The sequence below is a fragment of the Psychrobacter sp. DD43 genome, assembly GCF_904846555.1.
Lineage (GTDB): Bacteria > Pseudomonadota > Gammaproteobacteria > Pseudomonadales > Moraxellaceae > Psychrobacter > Psychrobacter cryohalolentis.
The window spans coordinates 24,438-45,303 of record NZ_CAJHBE010000010.1 but is presented as its reverse complement, the minus strand read 5'-3'; the positions used below and the strand labels follow the sequence as shown (position 1 = coordinate 45,303).

Sequence of the window (20,866 nt, the reverse complement as noted above, 5' to 3'; positions counted from 1 at the left end):
TCTACTAATGCTGAAATGCCGCCCTGTTTTCCATATAAAACTGGCTTATCATTCGCTATTTTTTGTGTGTTACTGGTGTCTCTACCGATTCTTGCTCACTGCGATACCACTCATAGAGCCCAACAAACGAGTTTACTTGATAGACCATGGTCTGAATGGCAAAAATGTAATTACCTGACATAAGGTTTACGGTCAACCATACGAAGTTGGATAGAATCCATAACCACCAATTAAACGAGTAGCGCAGAATCATTGCTGCTTGCGCGGTGATAGACAGTATAAAAGCGATGACGTTAATCCAAAAGAAAGAAATAAGGCCTAAAAATTTACTATTATCATCTTCAACGACCGCATAACCATAGCTTGCTAGTAAATTATTTACCGTTGGGAATAAGGCAAGTCCAATCACCATAAAGCTAATGGTCAGTAGCCAAATCCATTTGCTCGCAGATTTGGGCACCATATCACCATCAGCATCAGTATGCTTTGACCAATAAAAAATACCATAGACGTGGGTAAAGAAGTTGAACAAAGGCGCAAGCATCAGACCAACAGCGCCAGAGGTCGCTTGTACGACCACTTCACCGGCTGTCGCGCCCATACCAAAGCCATTGCCTAAGATGTTTTTACGAAAGGATAATGAAACCACGCATACCAGTCCGATAAAAGACACACCTAAGTAAAACCAATCGAGCATGGTATGTTCGGTGGTCAGCCAAAACCCTGTAGATAAGGAAAGCACACCGCAAATGAACCAGATGACAATCCATTGTATGGCCCATTTCCCAGTGATATTGTCTAGTAGCTGAATACGCATGGCGTTATATTCCTAAAATAAATAATAGTGTCAGTGATGCTTTTTTAATTTGGGTTATCTTTTACGGCTTTTGACCATAAACATACTGGTCGATAAATAACAATGCTTGCTGGTAGCGCGCCTCATAATCTGGTTGATCAATCATGTGCGGCTTAATATCATGACGGGCGAAAATATCCAATAGACGCGCCTCAAAACGACCACGTGCCTCAGGCGTACCCAAAGAGCGCATACCATCATCAATCCAAGGCACATTGTTATCGAGCATAATCGTATGGTCTAAGCGAAACTCATCAATGCAAGCGGCCACAAAAGGATGGGTGCGACCCTCGTACTCTTCACAAAAAGCTTGGGTCGTGACAAAATCGGTATCAATTATCGTCACTGGCGCCGTGGCTATGCTTGTTGCATCACGAATCGCTTGTGCATGGTGCAAGGCAATCGGTCCATAATCGCTATATTGTAGTCCAATTTCGGTGCCGCCCAAATCTGTACCGACATAAACCCGTCCCATCTCAAGCGCAAAGCTAGCACCATAATAATTGGCAAGCTTATGCACCAATGTGGTCTTACCTGAGCTTTCGCCGCCGACAATAGCAACCGTCTTAGTATAGTTACTGCGTGCTTGCGGATGTAGCGCTGACCAATATGCGACTGGATTTCGTGCAATGGCATAAGAGTCAAAGTCAGGCTGTAACGGTGTTGTGACCACCTGCATGATCAGTTGCTTACAAATATCAGACTGTGCTAAAGGGTGATTCTCTGCGACAAATAATACAGTTTCAGTAGGCAAGTTTAACGCATCTATCAAATGTTGCAGCTTAGCGTTACTGGTAGTGATATCAATCGTCACATCTGCAAAGCTTTCATGTACTGGCAGCTCAATCTCATCAGTGGTATGAATATGGATAAAAGCTAAATCAGCACAAGCCATTTGTAACCAACGCGCTTTATCTTGCAACGTGATGTTAAAATCTGGATGCGGCGATGGATGCGTCATAATGACAAGATGTAAGTTTTTTGCTTGTCCTGCTGCGTCCAATATACTGCGCATTTGCCCCAAATGTAGCGGCTCAAAATGTCCAATCATCAATCCTGACTCGTACATAGCTGTCCTTATTCACACTTACTGAGTGCAATTTATTTTTAGTTGTCTAAAGTTTTTAGTATTTATAAGCATGGTATAAAGGTTCGTGAATACTTACCCGTAGATTATTGTAAATAGTCCCTATTTTATGGTGTATTTATCAATAAAATAATGATTTATCTACTTATTACGTTTTCGTTTTACTAGATTGTAATTCTAATAAATAAGCTATTATTTTTAGGATAGAATAATAAGGTCTAAGCATTTGGTTTCATTAAAGAATATAGCACATGTAACAAAAGGTGTAATATGCGAGAAACAAAGCTACCTCTGAAACAATTTGAAATAACTATTTAAAATCAGAGGTTTACGGGTGCTAATGAGAGGTTAGAGTAAGCTTAAGTAGCATAAATTCACAAAGCACGTCTACACAGCCAACAGATAGAAGAGAAATAATTGTTATACTTATTCATAAGTTTAAAGACAAACGTAAAGCGTTTTTACTGTATTCAAAATAAAATCATAAAGCAGTTCATAAGAGTAATATTAAAATAAATAATAAAAAGAGGTATTTGATTTGGCTAAGCTAGCAAAATTACATCGTTCACAGAATAATCGCATGATAGCGGGCGTGATGGGTGGCATTGCAGAATATGTCGGTTGGTCACCAACTTGGGTGAGATTGTTGTTTTTTATCGTCTCAACTTTGAGTGCCGCAGTACCTGGTATTTTGATTTATATCATATTATGGATCATCATGCCGAAGGCAAATGGCCAGTCTTATCAGTAAAGCATTGATTTATAAGAGCAGTGATAAAGTAAAATAGTTCAACAAGAAATTGCAATACCCCAAAAAACAAAAAGCCTGAACAATCAGGATGCCCAAGACATACCTTTCCTCCTGCCCAAATGCTCACGCATTTGGGTATTTTTTTATCCATACCATTGATTGCTTTTAAAATTAGAATTCACTCATAAATCTACTTATTGATGATCTATACACTGAATATTTCGGCATAGGGTGTAAATTTAGTTCAGGTAAATATAGATAAAATAGTCAATTTTTAGTAAGGTGAGCAGTCAAATAGACTCGTTGCTATATAGGCGATACGAGCGCTATCAATATTTTATTTCATAATACTAATTCCACAGTGGCTTTATTACGATGCCCCAAACTATGACAATCCAAACTATGACATCACAAGCGACAACCTCGATGACACAAGAAAAAGACTCTCAACCGATGACATTTCAAGATTTAATCATGACCTTGCAGAATTATTGGGCGGATAAGGGCTGCGTGATCTTACAGCCTTATGATATGGAAGTCGGCGCAGGTACGTTTCATACCGCAACATTTTTGCGCTCATTAGGTCCTGAGCGCTGGAACGCGGCCTATGTGCAGCCATCACGTCGTCCAACCGATGGTCGCTACGGTGACAACCCAAATCGTTTACAACATTATTATCAGTTTCAAGTGGTGCTTAAGCCCAATCCGCCTAATATACAAGAGCTGTATTTAGGCTCACTTGAGGCAATTGGTATTGATCCATTGGTGCATGATGTGCGTTTTGTGGAAGACAACTGGGAATCGCCAACGCTAGGTGCATGGGGACTTGGCTGGGAGATTTGGCTAAACGGTATGGAAGTCACACAGTTTACTTATTTCCAGCAGGTGGGCGGTATTGAGTGTTTCCCTGTGACCGGCGAGATTACCTATGGTCTTGAGCGTCTAGCAATGTACGTACAAGGCGTCGATAGCGTATATGACTTGGTGTGGGCAGATGGTGAGTTTGGTCGCGTTACTTATGGTGATGTTTTCCATCAAAACGAAGTTGAGCAATCTACCTATAACTTTGAACACGCCGATGTGCCAATGATGGGTCAGATGTTCGACTTTTATGAGCAGCAAGCGGATAAATTGGTGGCTGAAGGTTTGCCACTACCAGCCTATGAGATGGTACTAAAAGCGTCACATGCCTTTAACTTGCTCGATGCTCGTGGGGCGATTTCAGTGACCGAACGTCAGCGCTTTATCCTACGAGTACGTACGCTTGCTCGTAAGGTTGCTATTGGTTATGTCGAAGCACGCGCTAAGCTGGGCTTTCCGTTGGCGGATGAGGCGCATCGTCAAGCGGCACTGGATAAGTATTTGCCAAAAGAAGATGTGGCAACTGAAAACACAGATAACAACCAAACTACTAATAACAATAAATAGGAGCATCCCATGAGTACTATTCTATTTGAACTGGGGTGTGAAGAGCTGCCTCCAAAAAGTCTAAAACCTTTACGTGACGCATTACAAGAAAGTGTTACCGAGCAATTAGCAGACGCTAATATCAGCTTCGATAGTATCAAAGCCTTTGCGGCACCGCGTCGTTTAGCAATACAGATTCAAGGCATTAGCGATAAACAGCCGGATCGTACTGAGGAAAAACGTGGACCTGCGATTAAAGCTGCCTTTGATGCTGATGGTAATCCTACCCGTGCGGCGATGGGCTTTGCAAAAGGCTTGGGTATTGAAGCCATCGAGTTGACCACTATTAATACCGATAAAGGTGATTACGTCGGTTATGTGCAAACGATTCAGGGTCAAGCGACCACTGAGCTGCTACCTGCTATTTTTCAAACCGCACTTGATAATTTGCCGATTGCTAAACGTATGCGTTCAGGCGCGAGCCGCAATGAGTTCGTGCGTCCCGTACAGTGGGCAGTCTTGATGCAAGATCATGCTGTCATTGATGCCACTATCCAAGGTCATCAGACAGGGACGCAAACTCGTGGTCATCGCTTCCATAGCCCTGATTACCATAACATTGCGCACGCCAATGACTATGAAGAATTACTAGGTGGTTTAAAAGTAGTTGCTGATTTTGATAAGCGTCAAATGCTGATTAAAAATCAAGTCAAAGCATTGGCAGATGAAGTTAACTCTGATGCTATTGTGCCGCAAGCCTTGCTAGACGAAGTTACGGCATTGGTTGATTTTCCGATTGCCTTACGAGCAAGCTTTGAAGCGCGCTTTTTGCAAGTGCCACAAGAAGCGCTTATTTCTACTATGCAAGCGGATCAAAAGTATTTTTGCTTAACCGATAAAGCAGGCAAATTGCAGCCATACTTTATTTTTATTACCAATATTGAGTCAAAAGACCCGAACCAAATCATTGAAGGTAATGAGAAAGTCGTGCGTCCACGTTTGGCTGATGCAGAGTTTTTCTTCTTACAAGACCAAAAGCAGCCATTATTTGCGCTGACAGAAAGCCTAAAAACTCGCGTCTTCCAAGACAAGCTGGGTACGATTTGGGAAAAATCTGAGCGCATTGCTAAGCTTGCCGCCTTTATTGCCGCCTTAATGCAACAGCAAGGTCAGCAGATTGATATCGATCAAACAGTGCGTGCAGGTATTTTGTCCAAAGCAGACTTGGCAAGCTCATTGGTCGGTGAATATCCTGAATTACAAGGTATCGCTGGTACTTATTATGCACGTTTGAATGATGAGCCAGAAGCAGTCGCGGCAAGTTTAGAAGAGCAATATTTGCCTAAGTTCAGCGGTGACGTATTACCACAGACGCCAATTGGTATTTGCTTAGCATTAGCAGATCGTTTGGACACGCTCGTCGGTATTTTTGCCATTGACCAAGCACCGACAGGATCAAAAGATCCGTTCAGCCTACGTCGTTCTGCTATTGGTATTCTGCGTATTTTGATTGAGAAGCAGCTGCCAATTAATCTAGTTGCTCTCGTTGAGCAAGCCATTAAGGGCTATAGTACCGCGGAAGGTAGCAAGATTGCCAAGATGGGCGATACATTTACCCAAGTGATGGCATTTTTGAACTCGCGCTATCGGGCAATGTATACCGAGCAAGGCGTTAGCGTCGATACGATTCAGGCAGTACAGGCGATTAATCCACATATGCCGCTTGATTTTGATCAACGTATTCGTGCCGTTCAAACGTTTAGCGACTTACCTCAAGCGTCGATGCTTGCTGATTCAAACAAGCGCGTTGCCAATATATTAGCCAAGTCAGAAGTGAGCGTTGCTGACACTGTTGATGAAGCTCTACTATCTGAACCTGCTGAGCAAAATTTATATGCGAGTATGAAGCAAGCACAGACAGTGGTACAACCATTACTTGAGCAGGCTGACTATACGCAAGTATTGCAAACGCTTGCTAGCTTAGATGAGCCATTGACGCAATTCTTCGATAGTGTGATGGTCAACAGTGAAGATACGGCGCTTAAAGCCAACCGCTTAGCGTTGCTTAAGCAAGTACGCGCATTGTTTTTAACTGTGGCTGATATCAGTGAGCTACAGTTATAGTTTGGTCCCTGATAGCTTAGTCACTATGACGGCCAAATAATGTATTCTATAAAATAAAAACTGGCTCACTGTAGCCAGTTTTTTATATGATTATTCTGAAGCGTTGCGTTTATAATGTATTCAGCCATATTTGAAGGAGCGCTGCCGTGTTAGCTGTTATTATTATCATCATCATTATCTGGGTTTCGATGTGGGGATTTTATAAGTTCATGTACCCGCGTGCACCCAAAAGCATGATGCCCAAAAAAGGCGATGTTATTACACCGCGTCAGTGTGACTTTTGTGGCAATAGCTTGGCTGAATATCGTGGCGTGCTTGAAAGCAATATTAACGCTAAAACGATTGATATCAGCGTTGATGCTGATGCCAACATGGCGTCAGAGATTACGGATGAACCAACATCTGGTGAGCTTTTCTTTTGCAATTATGAGCACCAAGCAGATTTTCATGCAGGTAAGGTTCATCAGCCATAAGTCTAAAAACAGCATTATCTAATGACCATAAAAAACGCTTAGTTTCATAAACTAAGCGTTTGATATATTTATAAGTATCAAGAAATGCATTGGCTTATAAAATAGAGTGAGCATCTTGAATAACTTTGTTTAGCAAAGCCATAGACTGCTTATCCTGTTGCCCGCGATCTTCTTCACCTCTTTCATGAGTTTGGATTTTTTCATATAAATTTAGGCAGCATAATACCAGTAAGCTTTCTTGACTAAGACTTGGTGCGTCTCTTTTTAAACTTAAAGCAAAATCGTTGATATAAGATACCGCTGAACGCAATTCTTCTTGTTCATGTACTGGGCAGTAGATAGGATAAGTAATGCCAGCAATCGCAATATCGACTTTCTTGATTTGCGGCTCAGGTGCGCTATTTACTTTAGCAGTGGGGCTGCTTTGCGTATTTGCATTAGTTGATACAGTTTTCTGTGCCTGACTATTTTTTACTTGGTTGGTTTCTACTTGAGCATTCTTTACTGGGCTGTTTTTCTGTTTTTCAGTGATTTTGTTATGGTTGTCGGTCATGATAAATCCTACAATGTCTGGTCAATAGAGGGGAAGAGGGATGCTGTCATCGTGAGCGTTTGTGAGCTTCATTAACGAAAATAGTGATAGCTTTTGACTATAAGACACTACTGGCTTTCTGTTTGATCAATACGGGTTAAGCGCTGCAATACCACTTGTGTACGCTCCGCTGCCAATTCATTCTTCTTTTTTAAGTCACTGTTTTGCTGCTTGATATCGCTATACTGCTGCTTTAATTCATTATTATGCTGTTTTAGGTCATGGTTTTGTTGTGCTAGCAGCTCAATCTGCTTATGAAGTTTATCTTGCTCTTCACCGATCATATGGTGCGCTTCAGCCAAGCTTTGGTAGCGTTTATCAAGGTCATTAAATTGTTTTTTGGCACCATCGCGTTCTGTATAGCTGCTATCTAACTTAGTTTTTAGGGCGCTAAGCTCTTTCGGGTCGGTTAATGGTTGTTGCTTGAGACTGCTAAGTTCAGCACTGACAAGCTGATACTGTTTTTTGATGTCGAGTATCATTTTTTCTAATATTCTAAGTTGGTCATACATAGTCAGTTTTTATCCTTAACAAATAAGCGTAAATGAATGTTGTTGTCTGCGTTTAATAATGCCATAGGTGACCGCATAATATCTATACCAACAAAGTAATTACCAGCATTGGGCTCGATCTCTTTATTTTTTATGAATCACTGCCTCATCGATAACATTGTACTGATTTTATTTTATAAGCAATCATTAACCATCAATTATTAGGACATCTATTATGAATGACAATATCTCTGGCTGGAATACATGGTTAAAGGCTTTTGACGACTGGACTGATGTGTCTATCAGTGAGGTACATGGTCTAATGACGGGGCTGATGACTGCTTGCGACGCGCCTGATGAACAGGTATGGGCCAAGGTATTTGAAGAATTGAGTTTTGCGCCATTACCTGACGAAGCGTTGACCTTGCTGACTGAAGAAGCCGAAGACACCGTATTTCAGCTAAAAGACAAGGATGATGCTTATTCCTATACGCCGCTTGTGCCAGATGATGAACATGACCTATACGAGCGCGTAATGGCATTGAAACAGTGGGCAAATGGTTTTATGACAGGTTTTGGTATCACTGATTGCCGTCTGAGCAGTGAAGAAAACGAGATGCTTACTGATTTGGCAAAAATTGGTGGCATTCGTTTAGAAGACGATGAAGATTTCGAAGGCGGCGAAGAGTCTTATTTGTACATTTATGAATTTGCCCGTATGGTACCAGTGAGCTTTGCCACTCGTCAGCGTAAGCCTGTGAAAGACATTGCGCTAATTGCTGGTCTTGCTATCGATGCCAAAACCACTAAAGAGTTACAATCAGAAGGTAAGGCTTCTAATACTAAGCCAAAACCGATGCCACCTGTCATTGATGTGATGAATCAGAATCATCCATCGTAAGTCAGATCCGTCATAAAGGGTTTGGTAAGATATGGGGTACTATAAAACCTAATAAAGGACTGTAATTTGCTATAAGGTAATAAAAGGGAGACTGAGATGATAACTGATAATGATGATAAATCTGATGATATGATTCATTTGCGCCGCTCTATTGAGCTTGCTACCGAAGCCTTAGAGGCAGGTGATGAGCCATTTGGGAGTGTGTTGGTCGCTGGTGATGGTCAAGTGTTGCACGAAGACCGTAATCGCGCCAATAGCGTCGATGCTACTTATCACCCTGAGATTGCTGTTGCCCAATGGGCAGCAAAGCATATGACGGCTGAAGCGCGTGCGCAAGCAGTGGTTTATACTTCCGGTGAGCATTGTGCTATGTGCTCCGCCGCTCATGCGTGGTCAGGGCTTGGTCGCATTGTTTATGTTAGCTCCTCAAAACAGTTGGATGAATGGATGCAGGAGATGGGTGTAAAATCTTCATCACCAATCAATTCATTAAGTATTCAAGAGGTAGCACCAAATGTGCCAGTTGAAGGTCCGATTGCTGGATTAGATGCAGAAGTGAAAATGCTGCAACAACGTGCATTCCAAAGACGCTAAGCTCTTTTTATCTTTATCGTATTAAGGATTTTTTATGACTGTATCAACTCGTACTGATGGCTTATCTCACGCTGTAATGGATACTGATTATCCATCGAATAGCATTGACTGGCTTACAAGGCTGATTGCTTTTGATACGGTCAGTCGCCATTCAAATTTGGCATTGATTGAATACGTACAACGCTATTGTGAGCAATTAGGCTTAAGCGTAGATTTGACCTTTAATGATGCCAAAAATAAAGCGAATTTATTTGTCACCGTAGCAGCAGGTGGCAATGCTAATAACAGTGCTGATATCATCAATCATGGTTTGGTGCTATCAGGGCATACTGATGTTGTACCAGTTGATGGTCAAGCATGGACATCAGAGCCGTTTATTGCGACGATTCGTGGTGACAAGCTATATGGACGCGGTGCTTGCGATATGAAAGGCTTTATTGCGTGTGCGCTAACTTTATTACCAAAAGCGGTGGAGTTATCGAATAGTGGTCAGCTGAGTCGTCCTCTTCATTTGGCATTGTCATTTGATGAAGAGGTTGGCTGTCTAGGTGCGCCATTAATTTTGGCAGACTTAAAAGCTCGCGGTATCACTCCTGATTATTGTATCGTCGGTGAGCCCACCAATATGGCGATGGTCGTGGCGCATAAAGGTATTGCTGTTTATCGCTGCCGCGTCCACGGTAAATCTGCGCACTCATCATTGACAGCAACAGGTGTGAACGCCATCAGTTATGCCAGTCGTTTGATTGGCTATGTTGATACCTTGGCAGAAGAAATAAGCCATCGTGACGATAATGATGCACTGTTCGATGTCCCTTATTCGACATTGTCTGTGGGCACCATACAAGGTGGTACAGCGACCAATATTGTGCCCAATCTGTGTGAGTTCACCTTTGATTATCGCAACCTGCCACACATGACACAGGACGACATTCTGCTACCGATCCAAGCAAAAGTCGCAGAACTAAGTGCACAGATGCAAATGCGCGCTGCCGATACCGGCATTGAGCTGATGCAAGAAGAAAGCGTACCGGCAATGACAGATAATGACAGTGCCGAGCTACAAGCGCTGATAGCGGCACTGACAGGTGACACTCAACGCCATAAAGTTGCTTACGCTACCGAAGGCGGACAGTTTACTAATAGCGGTATCCCAACGATTATCTGTGGTCCCGGCAGTATTGAGCAGGCGCATAAAGCCGATGAATATGTTAAGTTAAATGAGATTGAGCGCTGTGATAGCTTCTTACAGCGTCTATTAGAAAGTTGTACTATGGATAAATAAACCGCAAGGTTTAGGTCGTGGTTGGTATAATAAACACCGTCTTTATGGCGGTGTTTATTTTTTCGTTTAGTCAGTTTAAAATAAAACAGTAGGGGTTGGTTGATGTCTTGGCATCTGTTTGCGGTATTTTTTGCAAGTACGTTTTTTATCTCAGCGACACCGGGCCCGAATATGCTACTGGCATTTCAGTATGGGATTAATTACGGGGTCAAGCGGACATTATGGACGCTGGCAGGTCTCAGCCTTGGGCTCTTTATCCTGTTGCTCTCGACGCTACTAGGCTTGGATGTCATTAGCCGTCAGTCGCCATGGTTATTGACGGTCATTAAGACAGTCGGTGCCATTTACCTTATTTATTTAGGTGTTGCTTCATGGCGTGATAGTGGCAGCAATAGTAGCTTAATGGATGACGCCAATGCCATGAGCGAAGAAATTAGCGCAGAGTTAACAACAAGCTCAAATCGCCCTGATAGCATTCATAAATCTGAGACACTCAAGCCGCGCTCGCTCTCTAGTGCTGCGGTCAAGATGGCACCTAGTAATGCTATGCTATTTCGCACAGGGATGTGGGTCTCACTTTCTAACCCAAAAGCAATTTTATTTTTTGCAGCTTTCTTTCCTAAATTCATTAATTTTGGTGCGCCACTATGGCCGCAATATATTATGCTTACCTTAGGACTGTTTCTCAGTGAGACGATTTGGCAGATAATATATACATTAGGCGGTAAAAAGCTGGCAGGGTGGTTAGATGTTGGTAAGCGTTTAGCTTGGCTCAATCGTGGTTGCGGCATTATATTTATATTAATTGCAGTCGCTTTATTGGCTGATGTGTTCAATAGTTTTATGATTTAAAAGTCGCTATTAATCATATTCAGTCCTAAATAAAATAAGTACAAATATTATAACGCGCTACTGGTATAAATTTTTCTTGCTTGCTGTGCCTGCGCAGACAGAGGCGGCGCAAAACTTATCCCAGTATCACTGTGTTTGATTTATAGTGGCTTGACTATAGTCATATAAAGGCTGATATTTAATCATAAAAAAGCCGCTTACTAGTGAATAGTGAACGGCTTTTTTGGCTATTTTATTTGCAACAATGATTAAGCTAAAACTGCTTCAATCTCGCCTTTTACCATGTGCGGACTGACAAAATCAGTAATGCGTACGCTCACAATTTTACCCAACATCTCATCCATTTTATCTATCGCATAAGGGAACATTACGGTACGGGTATTGTCTGCTGTACCAATTAGACAATCAGGATGACGATTGGCGACTTGCTCGACCAAGACGCGAGTCGTGGTGCCGACCATCTCATGAGTTTTAGCAAGCGTTGAGTCGATAATAACTTTTTGGAATTCTGCCAAGCGCTCTTTCTTAGTTTTGAAGCTCACATCGTCCGGTAGTTCTGCTGCTGGCGTACCTGGACGCTTAGAATAGATAAAGCTATAAGAGTGATCGAAGTTTAACTCTTTGGCTAGATTTAAAGTATCTTGGAAGTCTTGCTCTGTTTCACCTGGGAAGCCAATGATAAAGTCGCTAGATAAGTGAATATCAGGACGTATGGCTTTGAGCTTATTAATCTGATTGATATAAACATCAATAGTATGGTTACGCTTCATTGCCGCCAAGATAGCATTTGAGCCGCTTTGTACAGGCAGATGCAAGTGTGATACTAGCTCTGGCAGTTGCGCATAGGCGTCAATGATATCATCAGTGAACTCTAGTGGATGGCTGGTTGTATAGCGAATACGCTCAACACCATCGACGTGTGACACATAGTGCAGGAGCTCTGCGAAACGACAAATACTGCCATCGTCTTTTTCGCCGCGATAGCCATTAACGTTTTGACCGAGTAGATTGATTTCACGTACACCTTGTGCCGCTAAGCTGTCAATTTCAGCCAATACATCGTCCAGTGGACGTGACAATTCTTCACCACGTGTATAAGGCACGACGCAGAATGAGCAATACTTAGAGCAGCCTTCCATTATTGATACAAAGGCTTTAAATCCTTCTACTCTTGGTTCTGGTAAAAAATCAAACTTTTCGATACTTGGAAAAGATACATCCACCGTACCAATACGGTTCTTAGGCGCAATCTCACGTTGCTCGTGCGATTGGTCATACAGCTCTGGCAAACGGTGCAACGTTTGCGGACCGAATACCATATCGACATAAGGCGCGCGCTTTTGAATGTTATCGCCTTCTTGCGAAGCCACACAACCACCAACACCAATAACAAGATCAGGGCGTTTTTCTTTCAATTTGCGCCAGCGACCCAATTCTGAAAAGACTTTTTCTTGGGCTTTTTCGCGAATGGAGCAAGTATTCATCAGCAGTACATCGGCTTCGTCGATATTATGCGTCACTTCCATGCCATGTGAGTCACCAAGCACATCAAGCATTTTGCCCGAGTCATAGACATTCATCTGACAGCCTTGGGTGGTGACAAACACCTTTTTGGTAGCTGCTTTTTCGACAGGAGCTTGTGCTGAACTTAGTTCATTGAGTGCGGTGATCACAGGCGTGACAGCGGTAATGTCAGAGGCAGCAGCGTCATCGATGCGGGGATTGAATACAGTAACACTCATAAGGATAAGTCCATGATTGACCAAAAATATAGCGGGCTAGCCGATTAACAGGTGACGTATTTTATCACAACCCCGCGCTAATGTGAAAAGTTAGCGTCTGCTCATTATTATAAGTAGATTGGATTATTTATAATAGTATCAATTGCTTATCGATGATTATTTGGTTATAACTAAGATACATAATGATTGATGCCGATTTGTACGCAATACCACCTTCGTGTTACGCGGTGCTATCCAATTTATTAATGAAAAGTAAAGCTTATAGTTGAAAGTGCAACGAGTATAGTATGATGAATGTCATCCTATTAGCGTCATTGAATAAATCCTGATTTCTATCTGTCTAAAATATCAATTTAGGAATGTATTTTTTAAACCTATATTTTAGAATCATTTGATTAGAGTCACTTTTTTAAAAGCCTTTTTAAAATATTATTTAATACCAATTATATAAGACCCACTATAAAAGAGAGTCAGTATGAAAAAGCCGCAGGTTGCTCCTGATATGATTGATAAAAACACCTATCAAAATGACACACATAAGAGTTCTAAAAAAATGACGCTTAAAAAAAGCGCGCTGAGCTTGGCAGCGGCTGTCGGTGCTTTGGGCTTTTCGCAAGTAGCCTGTGCAGAATTGACATGGGGTGAGAGCGGCAGTTCTGAGCAACAAGGCAAATATCAAGTAGAGCGCTATCAGCCTGATGGCTATCAACCAAACAGTCAACAAAACACTTCTCAACAAAGTACTTTTCAACAAAGTACTTTTCAACAAAACAATGCTTATCAACCAGACAATGGCGTGGGTTCATTCACTGCAGCAGCCATTGCGGCAGAGCGCGGCGATGTCAATGCGCTTTATAATTATGAGCAAGCTATGAGCGGTGGCTTATTTGCCATGTATCCTACTTACTGGCGGATGAATGTAGATTTGAATTCGCAAAGCCCTGCGGCAGTGTCGCAGTTTGTGCGTCAATATCCAGATACGGTCATGGCAGAAAAACTGGCCGCTGATTTTGCTGAAACCAAAGCGGGTTCAAATGATTATGCTGCCGTGCGCCAAGTGGCAAATCTGATCACCAATGCTGATGACAGTGAGAAGTGTGCGGTTGCGCTTGGGTTTAATAATGGCGGCGATACCATGCGTGCTATGGCAGCGAAGTCTGATGTCTGGTTGACCACCAAAAAACAGCCAGCTCTATGTGATCAGCTAGCGCTTGAGATGAATAATAACGCCTTAATTAGCAATCCAGAGAGAGTTTCTCGCCTCAAACGTATGCTGCGTAAAGGCAAAACCGGTGATATCATGGCGTTATCTTCGCGCTTAGGTATGCCCATTCCTTATGCATCACTGAGTGACATCCAGCTTAATCCATCATCGTTCTTTAGTCGTTTCGCCCGCGAACCTGCCAGCCAAACCAATCAATATTTGTACCTTTATGCGATGGGACGTGTTGCCGAAAAGTCTTATCGTGAGGCGGCGTTGCAGTTAGAGTTTGATATAAAGCAAGACAATCAGCGTTCAGCCAAACTGTTAACCGATGATACTCGCCGCGCAGCTTATCGTACTCTTGGTGTGCAACGCATGAATCACAATACCGATGATGGTTTTAACGTTGAAGCCGTCGACTGGTTCCGTAACAGCTTAGACAATGACTTTAGTTTTGAAGAAGCAGAATATTATGCCATGGCAGCGATTCGTTTTAGTCGCTGGGATGATGTGGTCGAAGCCATCTCAAGAATGGATGCCGAAACCCAAAAAGCCAATCAATGGCAGTATTGGTTGGCACGCGCTTATGAGCAGTCAAATGATGGCAGCAAGCGCAATACTGCTAAGAAAATGTATCAAAATCTCGCTAAAAGTAACGAATATTATGGTTTGATGGCAAAGGAAAAAGTTGGTCAACGTTTTGATGCCAGCCGTTTGGGTGGTAGTAATTTACCTAATGTCAGTAGCGCGGATCGTGCGCGCGTCATGCAAAATCCACATTTTGCCCGTGCATTTGCGTTATATAACGCTGATGCCAGCCGAGCTTATGCCAATCGTGAGTGGAACTGGGCGGTCAAAAAAGCACGTGATAACCGTGATGAAAAATTAATCATTGCAGCAGCGCGTCAAGCGTATGATATGGGCTGGCTCGATCGTGCGATATATGCCATTGACAATACTGACAACGTCAATAGCCTTGCAATATCGCATCCGATGCCGCACCAAGATGCTGTAGTACGCTATAGTCAGTCGGCTGGTATCGATCCCGCTTGGGCATATGGCATCATGCGTCAAGAGAGCCGATTTGTAGCCTCTGCGCGCTCAAATGTCGGGGCAAGTGGACTTATGCAAGTCATGCCAGATACCGCAAAATATATTGCTCGTAATTTGGGCGAGACATATAGCGCAAGTCGTGCCAATAGCGGTGATACCAATATCCGTTATGGTACATGGTATATGGGTGATATCTTTGGGAAGCTAAACAGTCAGCCTGTATTGGCAACGGCGGGCTACAATGCTGGTCCAAACAATGCCAAGCGTTGGCAGCCAACCTATGGCTCACTGGCAGCGGATCAGTACGTTGAGTCTATTGCTTTTCCTGAAACACGGAATTATGTCAAACATGTGATGGAAAATGCCACCATCTATAGCAGCTTATTGAGTAATGGTCAGCCAATCACTCAGCGTATGGGTACCGTACCTGCCGCATTTTAATTTGAGTAATAGCAAAAAACCATTAACGATAAAAGGTTAATGGTTTTTTTACAGCTGCAATTTGTTAGCTTAGCAATCGTATTTTGACGACCAAATTTTTTCAATAATGACAATGGTCAACATAGATGATTCATCTATCATGCATGTTTACGTTTTTGCTATAGATTAAAAGAGGGTTTTTGCTACCATTGCTGTCATTATGAGTGATTTTTTCACAAGGTGTTTTTGAGGTACTCAATCGATGCTTTGAGCTTAATTAGCCAATTTGAGTAATACTACCCGAATCTAGAAGCTATTTTGCAAAAGCTGATTTTTATCATTACTCAATACTTTACCTTCATATAATAAAAAATACCTCAATCTGCCTATATCGTTTCACATTAGGCATCGGTGAACTCTTTAAACCAAACTGGGCTTGATGCCAAAAAACAGTGATATCAGAGTACGTAAGTGACAATATGACAAGTAAACAGTATAACTATAGCGGTTGGACAGCTTTTAGTATTGCCACTTTGCTACTGTTGCAAGGGACAATGGCTATGTCTGCCCAAGCAGCTAACGCGAGTAAAAGTGGTCATCGCGTGCTGATGATTGAGATGACACCAGCATTATGTAACTTGCAACCAACGCGTTCGCGTATGCGTCAGTGTCTAGAAGGCTATTCCTTGACTGTGTCAGGTTTAGACATGGGTTATGGAGAACGCTGCGGACGTGGTAGTGAACCGCGTATCACACCGCTACAGTTAAAAGTCGTCAACCGTATTATGCCCGATACCACAGTGCGTACCCAAGCGTGGCAACGTTATGGCGCTTGTAGTCCATTAAGCTCCAGTAATTACTTCCGCCAAATCACTAACTATGCGGGCGCTCTCAAGCTGCCAAATGAGCTAAACACGGGCAATAGTTATACGGTATTAAAATCTCGCTTTATCGGTCAAATGACCAGCTTAAATAGTGGTATGACTCCTGCTAGTGTCGATCTGATTTGTCAGTCAGGTACGCAACGTCAAATGATATTAACGGATGTACATGTCTGTTATGAAGGCAGTGAATTTGGCAACTGTCATAATGTCGTGGACAATTGTGGCAGTAAATTCGTTATTTCAGGCGGTAAATAATCCGTCTTTATCTGGTTTGATTATCTCTCCTTTTACATCGTACACCCTACGTTTAACCTATTTATATCCTGCTATATAAATTGCCAATATATCATCGTATAAAATGTAACAATATAGTTAAGGATAGGTTTCTTGCTTTATCTAGACGCTTAATAGACTGAAGTGCTACACTAGCTCTCGGTTTATGACTACTATATTAATCGAGTAAGCATTCAGCGAGTAAATCGCTATCTAAATCGATAATCACCAATTAGAATCGTGAATATCTAATCAATAATTAGGGAGTATTCAATGTCAATGAAACAGCCTGTACGCGTTGCCGTGACTGGTGCCGCTGGTAATATCAGCTATGCTATGTTATTTCGTATTGCTTCTGGCGAGATGCTAGGTAAAGATCAGCCAGTGATTCTGCAATTACTTGAAATCGCTCCAGCACTTGATGCCCTAAAGGGTGTGGTCATGGAATTAGAAGACTGTGCATTCCCATTATTGGCTGGTGTCGTCCAAACTGATGATGCGACTGTGGCTTTTAAAGATGTCGATTATGCGTTACTCGTAGGCTCACGCCCTCGTGGTCCTGGTATGGAACGTAAGGATTTGCTAGAAGCCAATGCTGCGATTTTCTCAGCGCAAGGTAAAGCATTGAATGATGTTGCAAGCCGTGATGTTAAAGTATTAGTAGTAGGTAATCCTGCTAACACCAACGCTGTCATCGCTCAGCGTAACGCACCAGATTTAGATCCACGTAACTTCACTGCCATGACTCGCCTAGATCATAACCGTGCAATGGCACAGTTAGCTGGCAAGACTGACAGCACGGTTAATGACGTGAAGAAAATGATCATCTGGGGCAACCATTCATCAACTCAGTATCCTGATTTGACGGCGAGCACTGTAAATGGCAAACCGGCGTTAGACTTGGTTGATCGCGCATGGTACGAAGGTACTTATATCCCAGAAGTACAACAACGTGGCGCTGCAATCATCAAAGCACGTGGTGCATCATCTGCCGCTTCTGCTGCCAATGCTGCTATCGCACACGTGCGTACGTGGGTCATGGGTACTGATGAGAATGATTGGGTATCTATGGGTGTCTATTCAAACGGTGAGTACGGTATTGCTAAAGGTTTGATTTACTCATTCCCAGTGACTTGTGCTAACGGCGATTGGTCTATCGTAGATGGCGTTGATGTGTCATCAGATTTCTCAAAAGAGAAAATGGCAGCCACTGAGCAAGAGCTGAGCGAAGAGCGTGATGCAGTAGCACACTTATTACCGTAAGCTTTTAGGCTATTGTCATATTAGGGCTGTTTATATTCAGCACTAAGTAAAAGGTCCTCATTTATCATGAGGGCTTTTTTTGTTTGAATTTTAGCGTGCCGTCAGCATTAATTATGTTGTATCGATAAATAGCCTATTTATGATGCCTATTTCCGCATAATGCTTAAAGGTTAATACAATTGATAACGTTAGATAAACGTTGATTAACAGCTATTACTATAAAGCTTGCTACAATAATCAGGTTCATTTAAATAATAAGCATAAGTAAATTTTGCCATTTAAGGAGAAAATGTATGTTAGGCGAACCTGAATATAGTATGAGTGAGTTATTCGCTCAGTTGGGTCTTGATAGCTCTGATGAGGCGATTGATCATTTTATTGAAAACAATCAATTAGCAAAAGAAGAAAAATTGACAGAAGCCAGTATCTGGAATGACAATCAACGTATGTTCCTACAAGAAGAATGGGAAAAAGATGCAGCGTGGGTAGAAGTGATTGATGAATTGAATGTCCGTTTGCACCCACAGGCGTAAGTTATCAGCTAGGCAATAAAAAATAGCCTGATAATAAACCAGTCATTAAAAAACCCACAACTTTAAAGGTTGTGGGTTTTTATTTATCAATGATTTGCTTAAAAGGGTCACTACTTAACCACCCGTTTGCTTGTCTCGCCATTCAATCAATTCTTGTACATCATGATGAATACCTTGTTTTAGCGCATCTAAACTTTCGTAATGACGTTCTCCATGCAAATAATGCAAAAAACGCACCTGCAAGGTTAAACCATATAAGTCGGCTTGTAGTTGTGGAAAGTGTACTTCCAAACGCCAATCATGGGTTTTGTCGACGGAAGGTCTAGTGCCGATATTAGCAGTACCAAACAAACTGTGTGCCTGCAAACCTGCTATGCCTTTATGACCCTCATCTGCACGTTTGACTAAATCGCTTGGTATAACATTGCCATCATTATCTAGGCTAACCACATCGACCGCAAAAATACCATGTAAGGCAGGCTTGATACGTTTTAGGTCAATATTAGCGGTCGGGAAGTCCATGGTGCGACCAATTTTATCACCACCAACGACCGTGCCAGTAATAGCGTAATCTCGACCAAGTAATGCATTAGCCGCATTGATATCACCTGCCAATAAGAGATCCCGAATACGAGTGGAGCTGATGCGTGCTGCTTTATGATTATCGTCAGTAATCGTATCTAGATTGGTCACATGCAAACCATAATCGCGTAAAAACTGACTGTCACCAGTACGATCATGCCCAAATTTAAAATCATCACCCAATACCAAGGCTTGTACATTTAAACGCTGTGCTAAAATATCTGCAAATGCCTGCGCTGATAATGAGCGAAATTCGTTGTCGAAGCCTGCCACAATCAAGGTTTCAACGCCATATTCTGCTAGCAACGCTTGCTTTTCAGCAAGATTGGTTAAACGGGCTGGGGCAGCAGCAGGGGCAAAGAACTCTCTTGGCTGTGGCTCAAATATCATCACGGCAGAGCCAAGATTACGCGCCTTTGCAAGTTCGCGCACTTGAGTAAGCATCGCTTGATGTCCCAAATGCACGCCATCAAAATTGCCAATAGTGAGCACACAGGGCGCTAAAGCTACTGGGTTGGTATTGGTAGGCGAAGCGTCTGAAGACGCCAGCAGTTGCTCAAGAAAATAGGTATTCATAAATGTTCAGCTATGATAGATGAAACCAGATAAAAAATGAAAAACACATTTGGATATAAAGTCGATGTGTTTAAAATCAGCCATTATAAAGTAAAATAGCCAGACTAACATCCTATAGTCTGCTGATAATGGCAGAACGATATTGTCCGTTTTATATCATAGTTATTTTACTGACTGAAGCTTGTTTGATTACCTAGAGATCGCTTTATAGGGTGATCAAACTATTAACGATGAATAACCCATTACGGAGGTGCTATGTCTGCAATAACAGCTAACCCACATTCTAAACCTATTTTTGATCGGACTAATTTGCCTATATTGACGAATAAGTTTGGCGATACATTTATGGTGCAGTATGCGACTGCAAATGATTTATCTGAAGTTTTAGCCATTTATAATCAAAGTATTGCTGGTAAGCAGGCAACAGCCAATCTAGAACCAGTGACTTATGAAGAGCGGGCAGCTTGGTTTGTAGAACATATCGAGAGTGCAACACGACCTATCTATGTCGTTAGAATGATAGATATAGCTATGGAAGACGATATGCATAAAAAACGCCCGTCAATTGTCGCATGGGGCAGCTTTAGTGATTTGTATGCGCGTCCGGCTTATCATATTAGTAGCGAGATCAGCATTTATATTCACAACAACTATCATAGTCGAGGTCTAGGCAGTTTATTGCTTCGCTGGATGTTGCAGCAAGCGCCAAGCCTCGGTATTCGTAATGTTGCAGCGCTTATTTTTGCCCATAACCAGCCAAGCTTGGGGTTATTTCGTAAGCTTGGCTTTGAGCAATGGGGGTTGATGCCACAAGTCTGTGATATGGATGGATTTATCGCTGATGTGGTGATGCTGGGTAAACGGGTGATAGATAATGACAATAATATCTAAGATAACTATGGTGACATTCCTGCTTTAAACAA

Annotated in this window: 19 protein-coding genes; 13 read left to right on the top strand and 6 right to left on the bottom strand. The window is 42.2% G+C overall.

Features of this window, described 5'->3' with window-relative positions:
• Positions 1-55: 55 nt before the first annotated feature.
• Together pnuC and nadR are read right to left on the bottom strand one after the other, a co-directional pair.
• On the bottom strand, positions 56-817 hold the full coding sequence (gene pnuC, locus JMX89_RS07105; RefSeq protein WP_201531131.1) for a nicotinamide riboside transporter PnuC: 762 nt from the start codon (positions 815-817) through the stop codon (positions 56-58).
• Between the two features lie 61 nt (positions 818-878).
• The gene (gene nadR, locus JMX89_RS07100) at positions 879-1,925 is read right to left on the bottom strand and encodes a multifunctional transcriptional regulator/nicotinamide-nucleotide adenylyltransferase/ribosylnicotinamide kinase NadR (RefSeq protein ID WP_201531129.1); all 1,047 of its coding nucleotides are present in this window, start codon (positions 1,923-1,925) and stop codon (positions 879-881) included.
• 556 nt (positions 1,926-2,481) lie between these two features.
• Between nadR and JMX89_RS07095 the strand changes: the two genes are divergently transcribed.
• The 4 genes from JMX89_RS07095 to JMX89_RS07080 all read left to right on the top strand — a co-directional run bounded on the left by JMX89_RS07095 (position 2,482) and on the right by JMX89_RS07080 (position 6,698).
• A complete protein-coding gene (locus JMX89_RS07095) occupies positions 2,482-2,694 on the top strand; it encodes a PspC domain-containing protein (protein WP_133104735.1) in 213 nt (70 codons plus the stop codon).
• 453 nt (positions 2,695-3,147) lie between these two features.
• The gene (glyQ, locus tag JMX89_RS07090; RefSeq protein ID WP_201531186.1) at positions 3,148-4,122 is read left to right on the top strand and encodes a glycine--tRNA ligase subunit alpha; all 975 of its coding nucleotides are present in this window, start codon (positions 3,148-3,150) and stop codon (positions 4,120-4,122) included.
• 9 nt (positions 4,123-4,131) lie between these two features.
• Positions 4,132-6,225: a glycine--tRNA ligase subunit beta gene (gene glyS, locus JMX89_RS07085; protein WP_201531127.1), complete on the top strand. Its 2,094-nt coding sequence runs from the start codon at positions 4,132-4,134 to the stop codon at positions 6,223-6,225.
• A gap of 146 nt (positions 6,226-6,371) precedes the next feature.
• Positions 6,372-6,698 carry a hypothetical protein gene (locus JMX89_RS07080; RefSeq protein WP_413786622.1) on the top strand — a complete coding sequence of 109 codons (327 nt, stop codon included), beginning with the start codon at positions 6,372-6,374 and terminating at the stop codon, positions 6,696-6,698.
• Positions 6,699-6,792: 94 nt separating this feature from the next.
• Here JMX89_RS07080 and JMX89_RS07075 read toward each other — a convergent pair whose 3' ends face one another.
• Positions 6,793-7,251, bottom strand: coding sequence for a cell division protein ZapA (locus JMX89_RS07075; protein WP_201531126.1), 459 nt, complete (start codon positions 7,249-7,251; stop codon positions 6,793-6,795).
• A gap of 107 nt (positions 7,252-7,358) precedes the next feature.
• Positions 7,359-7,802, bottom strand: coding sequence for a hypothetical protein (locus JMX89_RS07070; protein WP_011514369.1), 444 nt, complete (start codon positions 7,800-7,802; stop codon positions 7,359-7,361).
• A 214-nt stretch (positions 7,803-8,016) separates the two neighbouring features.
• Here JMX89_RS07070 and JMX89_RS07065 point away from each other — a divergent pair, with 214 nt between their 5' ends.
• From JMX89_RS07065 to JMX89_RS07050, 4 genes are all read left to right on the top strand, one after another.
• Entirely contained in the window at positions 8,017-8,682 is a 666-nt protein-coding gene (locus tag JMX89_RS07065; RefSeq protein ID WP_133104731.1) for a UPF0149 family protein, read from the top strand.
• A gap of 96 nt (positions 8,683-8,778) precedes the next feature.
• On the top strand, positions 8,779-9,276 hold the full coding sequence (locus tag JMX89_RS07060; RefSeq protein ID WP_201531125.1) for a nucleoside deaminase: 498 nt from the start codon (positions 8,779-8,781) through the stop codon (positions 9,274-9,276).
• A 34-nt stretch (positions 9,277-9,310) separates the two neighbouring features.
• Entirely contained in the window at positions 9,311-10,561 is a 1,251-nt protein-coding gene (argE, locus tag JMX89_RS07055) for an acetylornithine deacetylase (protein ID WP_201531124.1), read from the top strand.
• A gap of 102 nt (positions 10,562-10,663) precedes the next feature.
• On the top strand, positions 10,664-11,413 hold the full coding sequence (locus tag JMX89_RS07050) for a LysE family translocator (RefSeq protein WP_201531123.1): 750 nt from the start codon (positions 10,664-10,666) through the stop codon (positions 11,411-11,413).
• Between the two features lie 248 nt (positions 11,414-11,661).
• Here JMX89_RS07050 and miaB read toward each other — a convergent pair whose 3' ends face one another.
• Positions 11,662-13,155 (bottom strand): tRNA (N6-isopentenyl adenosine(37)-C2)-methylthiotransferase MiaB, encoded by a 1,494-nt coding sequence (gene miaB, locus JMX89_RS07045; protein ID WP_201531122.1) that lies wholly within the window; start codon positions 13,153-13,155, stop codon positions 11,662-11,664.
• 475 nt (positions 13,156-13,630) lie between these two features.
• Between miaB and JMX89_RS07040 the strand changes: the two genes are divergently transcribed.
• The 4 genes from JMX89_RS07040 (at position 13,631) to JMX89_RS07025 (ending at position 18,785) form a co-directional block, all read left to right on the top strand.
• Positions 13,631-15,853 carry a lytic transglycosylase domain-containing protein gene (locus JMX89_RS07040; RefSeq protein ID WP_201531121.1) on the top strand — a complete coding sequence of 741 codons (2,223 nt, stop codon included), beginning with the start codon at positions 13,631-13,633 and terminating at the stop codon, positions 15,851-15,853.
• A gap of 458 nt (positions 15,854-16,311) precedes the next feature.
• On the top strand, positions 16,312-16,971 hold the full coding sequence (locus tag JMX89_RS07035; RefSeq protein WP_133104726.1) for a ribonuclease T2: 660 nt from the start codon (positions 16,312-16,314) through the stop codon (positions 16,969-16,971).
• Between the two features lie 297 nt (positions 16,972-17,268).
• Positions 17,269-18,252 (top strand): malate dehydrogenase, encoded by a 984-nt coding sequence (locus JMX89_RS07030; protein ID WP_041753599.1) that lies wholly within the window; start codon positions 17,269-17,271, stop codon positions 18,250-18,252.
• A gap of 293 nt (positions 18,253-18,545) precedes the next feature.
• Positions 18,546-18,785 (top strand): DUF2789 domain-containing protein, encoded by a 240-nt coding sequence (locus JMX89_RS07025; RefSeq protein ID WP_201531119.1) that lies wholly within the window; start codon positions 18,546-18,548, stop codon positions 18,783-18,785.
• A 114-nt stretch (positions 18,786-18,899) separates the two neighbouring features.
• Here the strand turns inward: JMX89_RS07025 and ribF are convergent, their stop codons facing one another.
• A complete protein-coding gene (gene ribF / locus JMX89_RS07020) occupies positions 18,900-19,943 on the bottom strand; it encodes a bifunctional riboflavin kinase/FAD synthetase (protein ID WP_227673040.1) in 1,044 nt (347 codons plus the stop codon).
• A gap of 255 nt (positions 19,944-20,198) precedes the next feature.
• On the opposite strand from ribF, the gene JMX89_RS07015 reads away from it, so the two are divergent.
• On the top strand, positions 20,199-20,834 hold the full coding sequence (locus tag JMX89_RS07015; RefSeq protein ID WP_133104723.1) for a GNAT family N-acetyltransferase: 636 nt from the start codon (positions 20,199-20,201) through the stop codon (positions 20,832-20,834).
• The last annotated feature ends 32 nt before the right edge of the window (positions 20,835-20,866 follow it).

Coding starts and splice junctions, on each gene's coding strand:
- pnuC (WP_201531131.1), bottom strand. CDS start 817: ATGCGTATTCAGCTACTAGACAATATCACTGGGAAATGGGCCATACAA.
- nadR (WP_201531129.1), bottom strand. CDS start 1,925: ATGTACGAGTCAGGATTGATGATTGGACATTTTGAGCCGCTACATTTG.
- glyQ (WP_201531186.1), top strand. CDS start 3,148: ATGACATTTCAAGATTTAATCATGACCTTGCAGAATTATTGGGCGGAT.
- glyS (WP_201531127.1), top strand. CDS start 4,132: ATGAGTACTATTCTATTTGAACTGGGGTGTGAAGAGCTGCCTCCAAAA.
- JMX89_RS07075 (WP_201531126.1), bottom strand. CDS start 7,251: ATGACCGACAACCATAACAAAATCACTGAAAAACAGAAAAACAGCCCA.
- JMX89_RS07070 (WP_011514369.1), bottom strand. CDS start 7,802: ATGTATGACCAACTTAGAATATTAGAAAAAATGATACTCGACATCAAA.
- JMX89_RS07065 (WP_133104731.1), top strand. CDS start 8,017: ATGAATGACAATATCTCTGGCTGGAATACATGGTTAAAGGCTTTTGAC.
- JMX89_RS07060 (WP_201531125.1), top strand. CDS start 8,779: ATGATAACTGATAATGATGATAAATCTGATGATATGATTCATTTGCGC.
- argE (WP_201531124.1), top strand. CDS start 9,311: ATGACTGTATCAACTCGTACTGATGGCTTATCTCACGCTGTAATGGAT.
- JMX89_RS07050 (WP_201531123.1), top strand. CDS start 10,664: ATGTCTTGGCATCTGTTTGCGGTATTTTTTGCAAGTACGTTTTTTATC.
- miaB (WP_201531122.1), bottom strand. CDS start 13,155: ATGAGTGTTACTGTATTCAATCCCCGCATCGATGACGCTGCTGCCTCT.
- JMX89_RS07040 (WP_201531121.1), top strand. CDS start 13,631: ATGAAAAAGCCGCAGGTTGCTCCTGATATGATTGATAAAAACACCTAT.
- JMX89_RS07035 (WP_133104726.1), top strand. CDS start 16,312: ATGACAAGTAAACAGTATAACTATAGCGGTTGGACAGCTTTTAGTATT.
- JMX89_RS07030 (WP_041753599.1), top strand. CDS start 17,269: ATGAAACAGCCTGTACGCGTTGCCGTGACTGGTGCCGCTGGTAATATC.
- JMX89_RS07025 (WP_201531119.1), top strand. CDS start 18,546: ATGTTAGGCGAACCTGAATATAGTATGAGTGAGTTATTCGCTCAGTTG.
- ribF (WP_227673040.1), bottom strand. CDS start 19,943: ATGAATACCTATTTTCTTGAGCAACTGCTGGCGTCTTCAGACGCTTCG.
- JMX89_RS07015 (WP_133104723.1), top strand. CDS start 20,199: ATGTCTGCAATAACAGCTAACCCACATTCTAAACCTATTTTTGATCGG.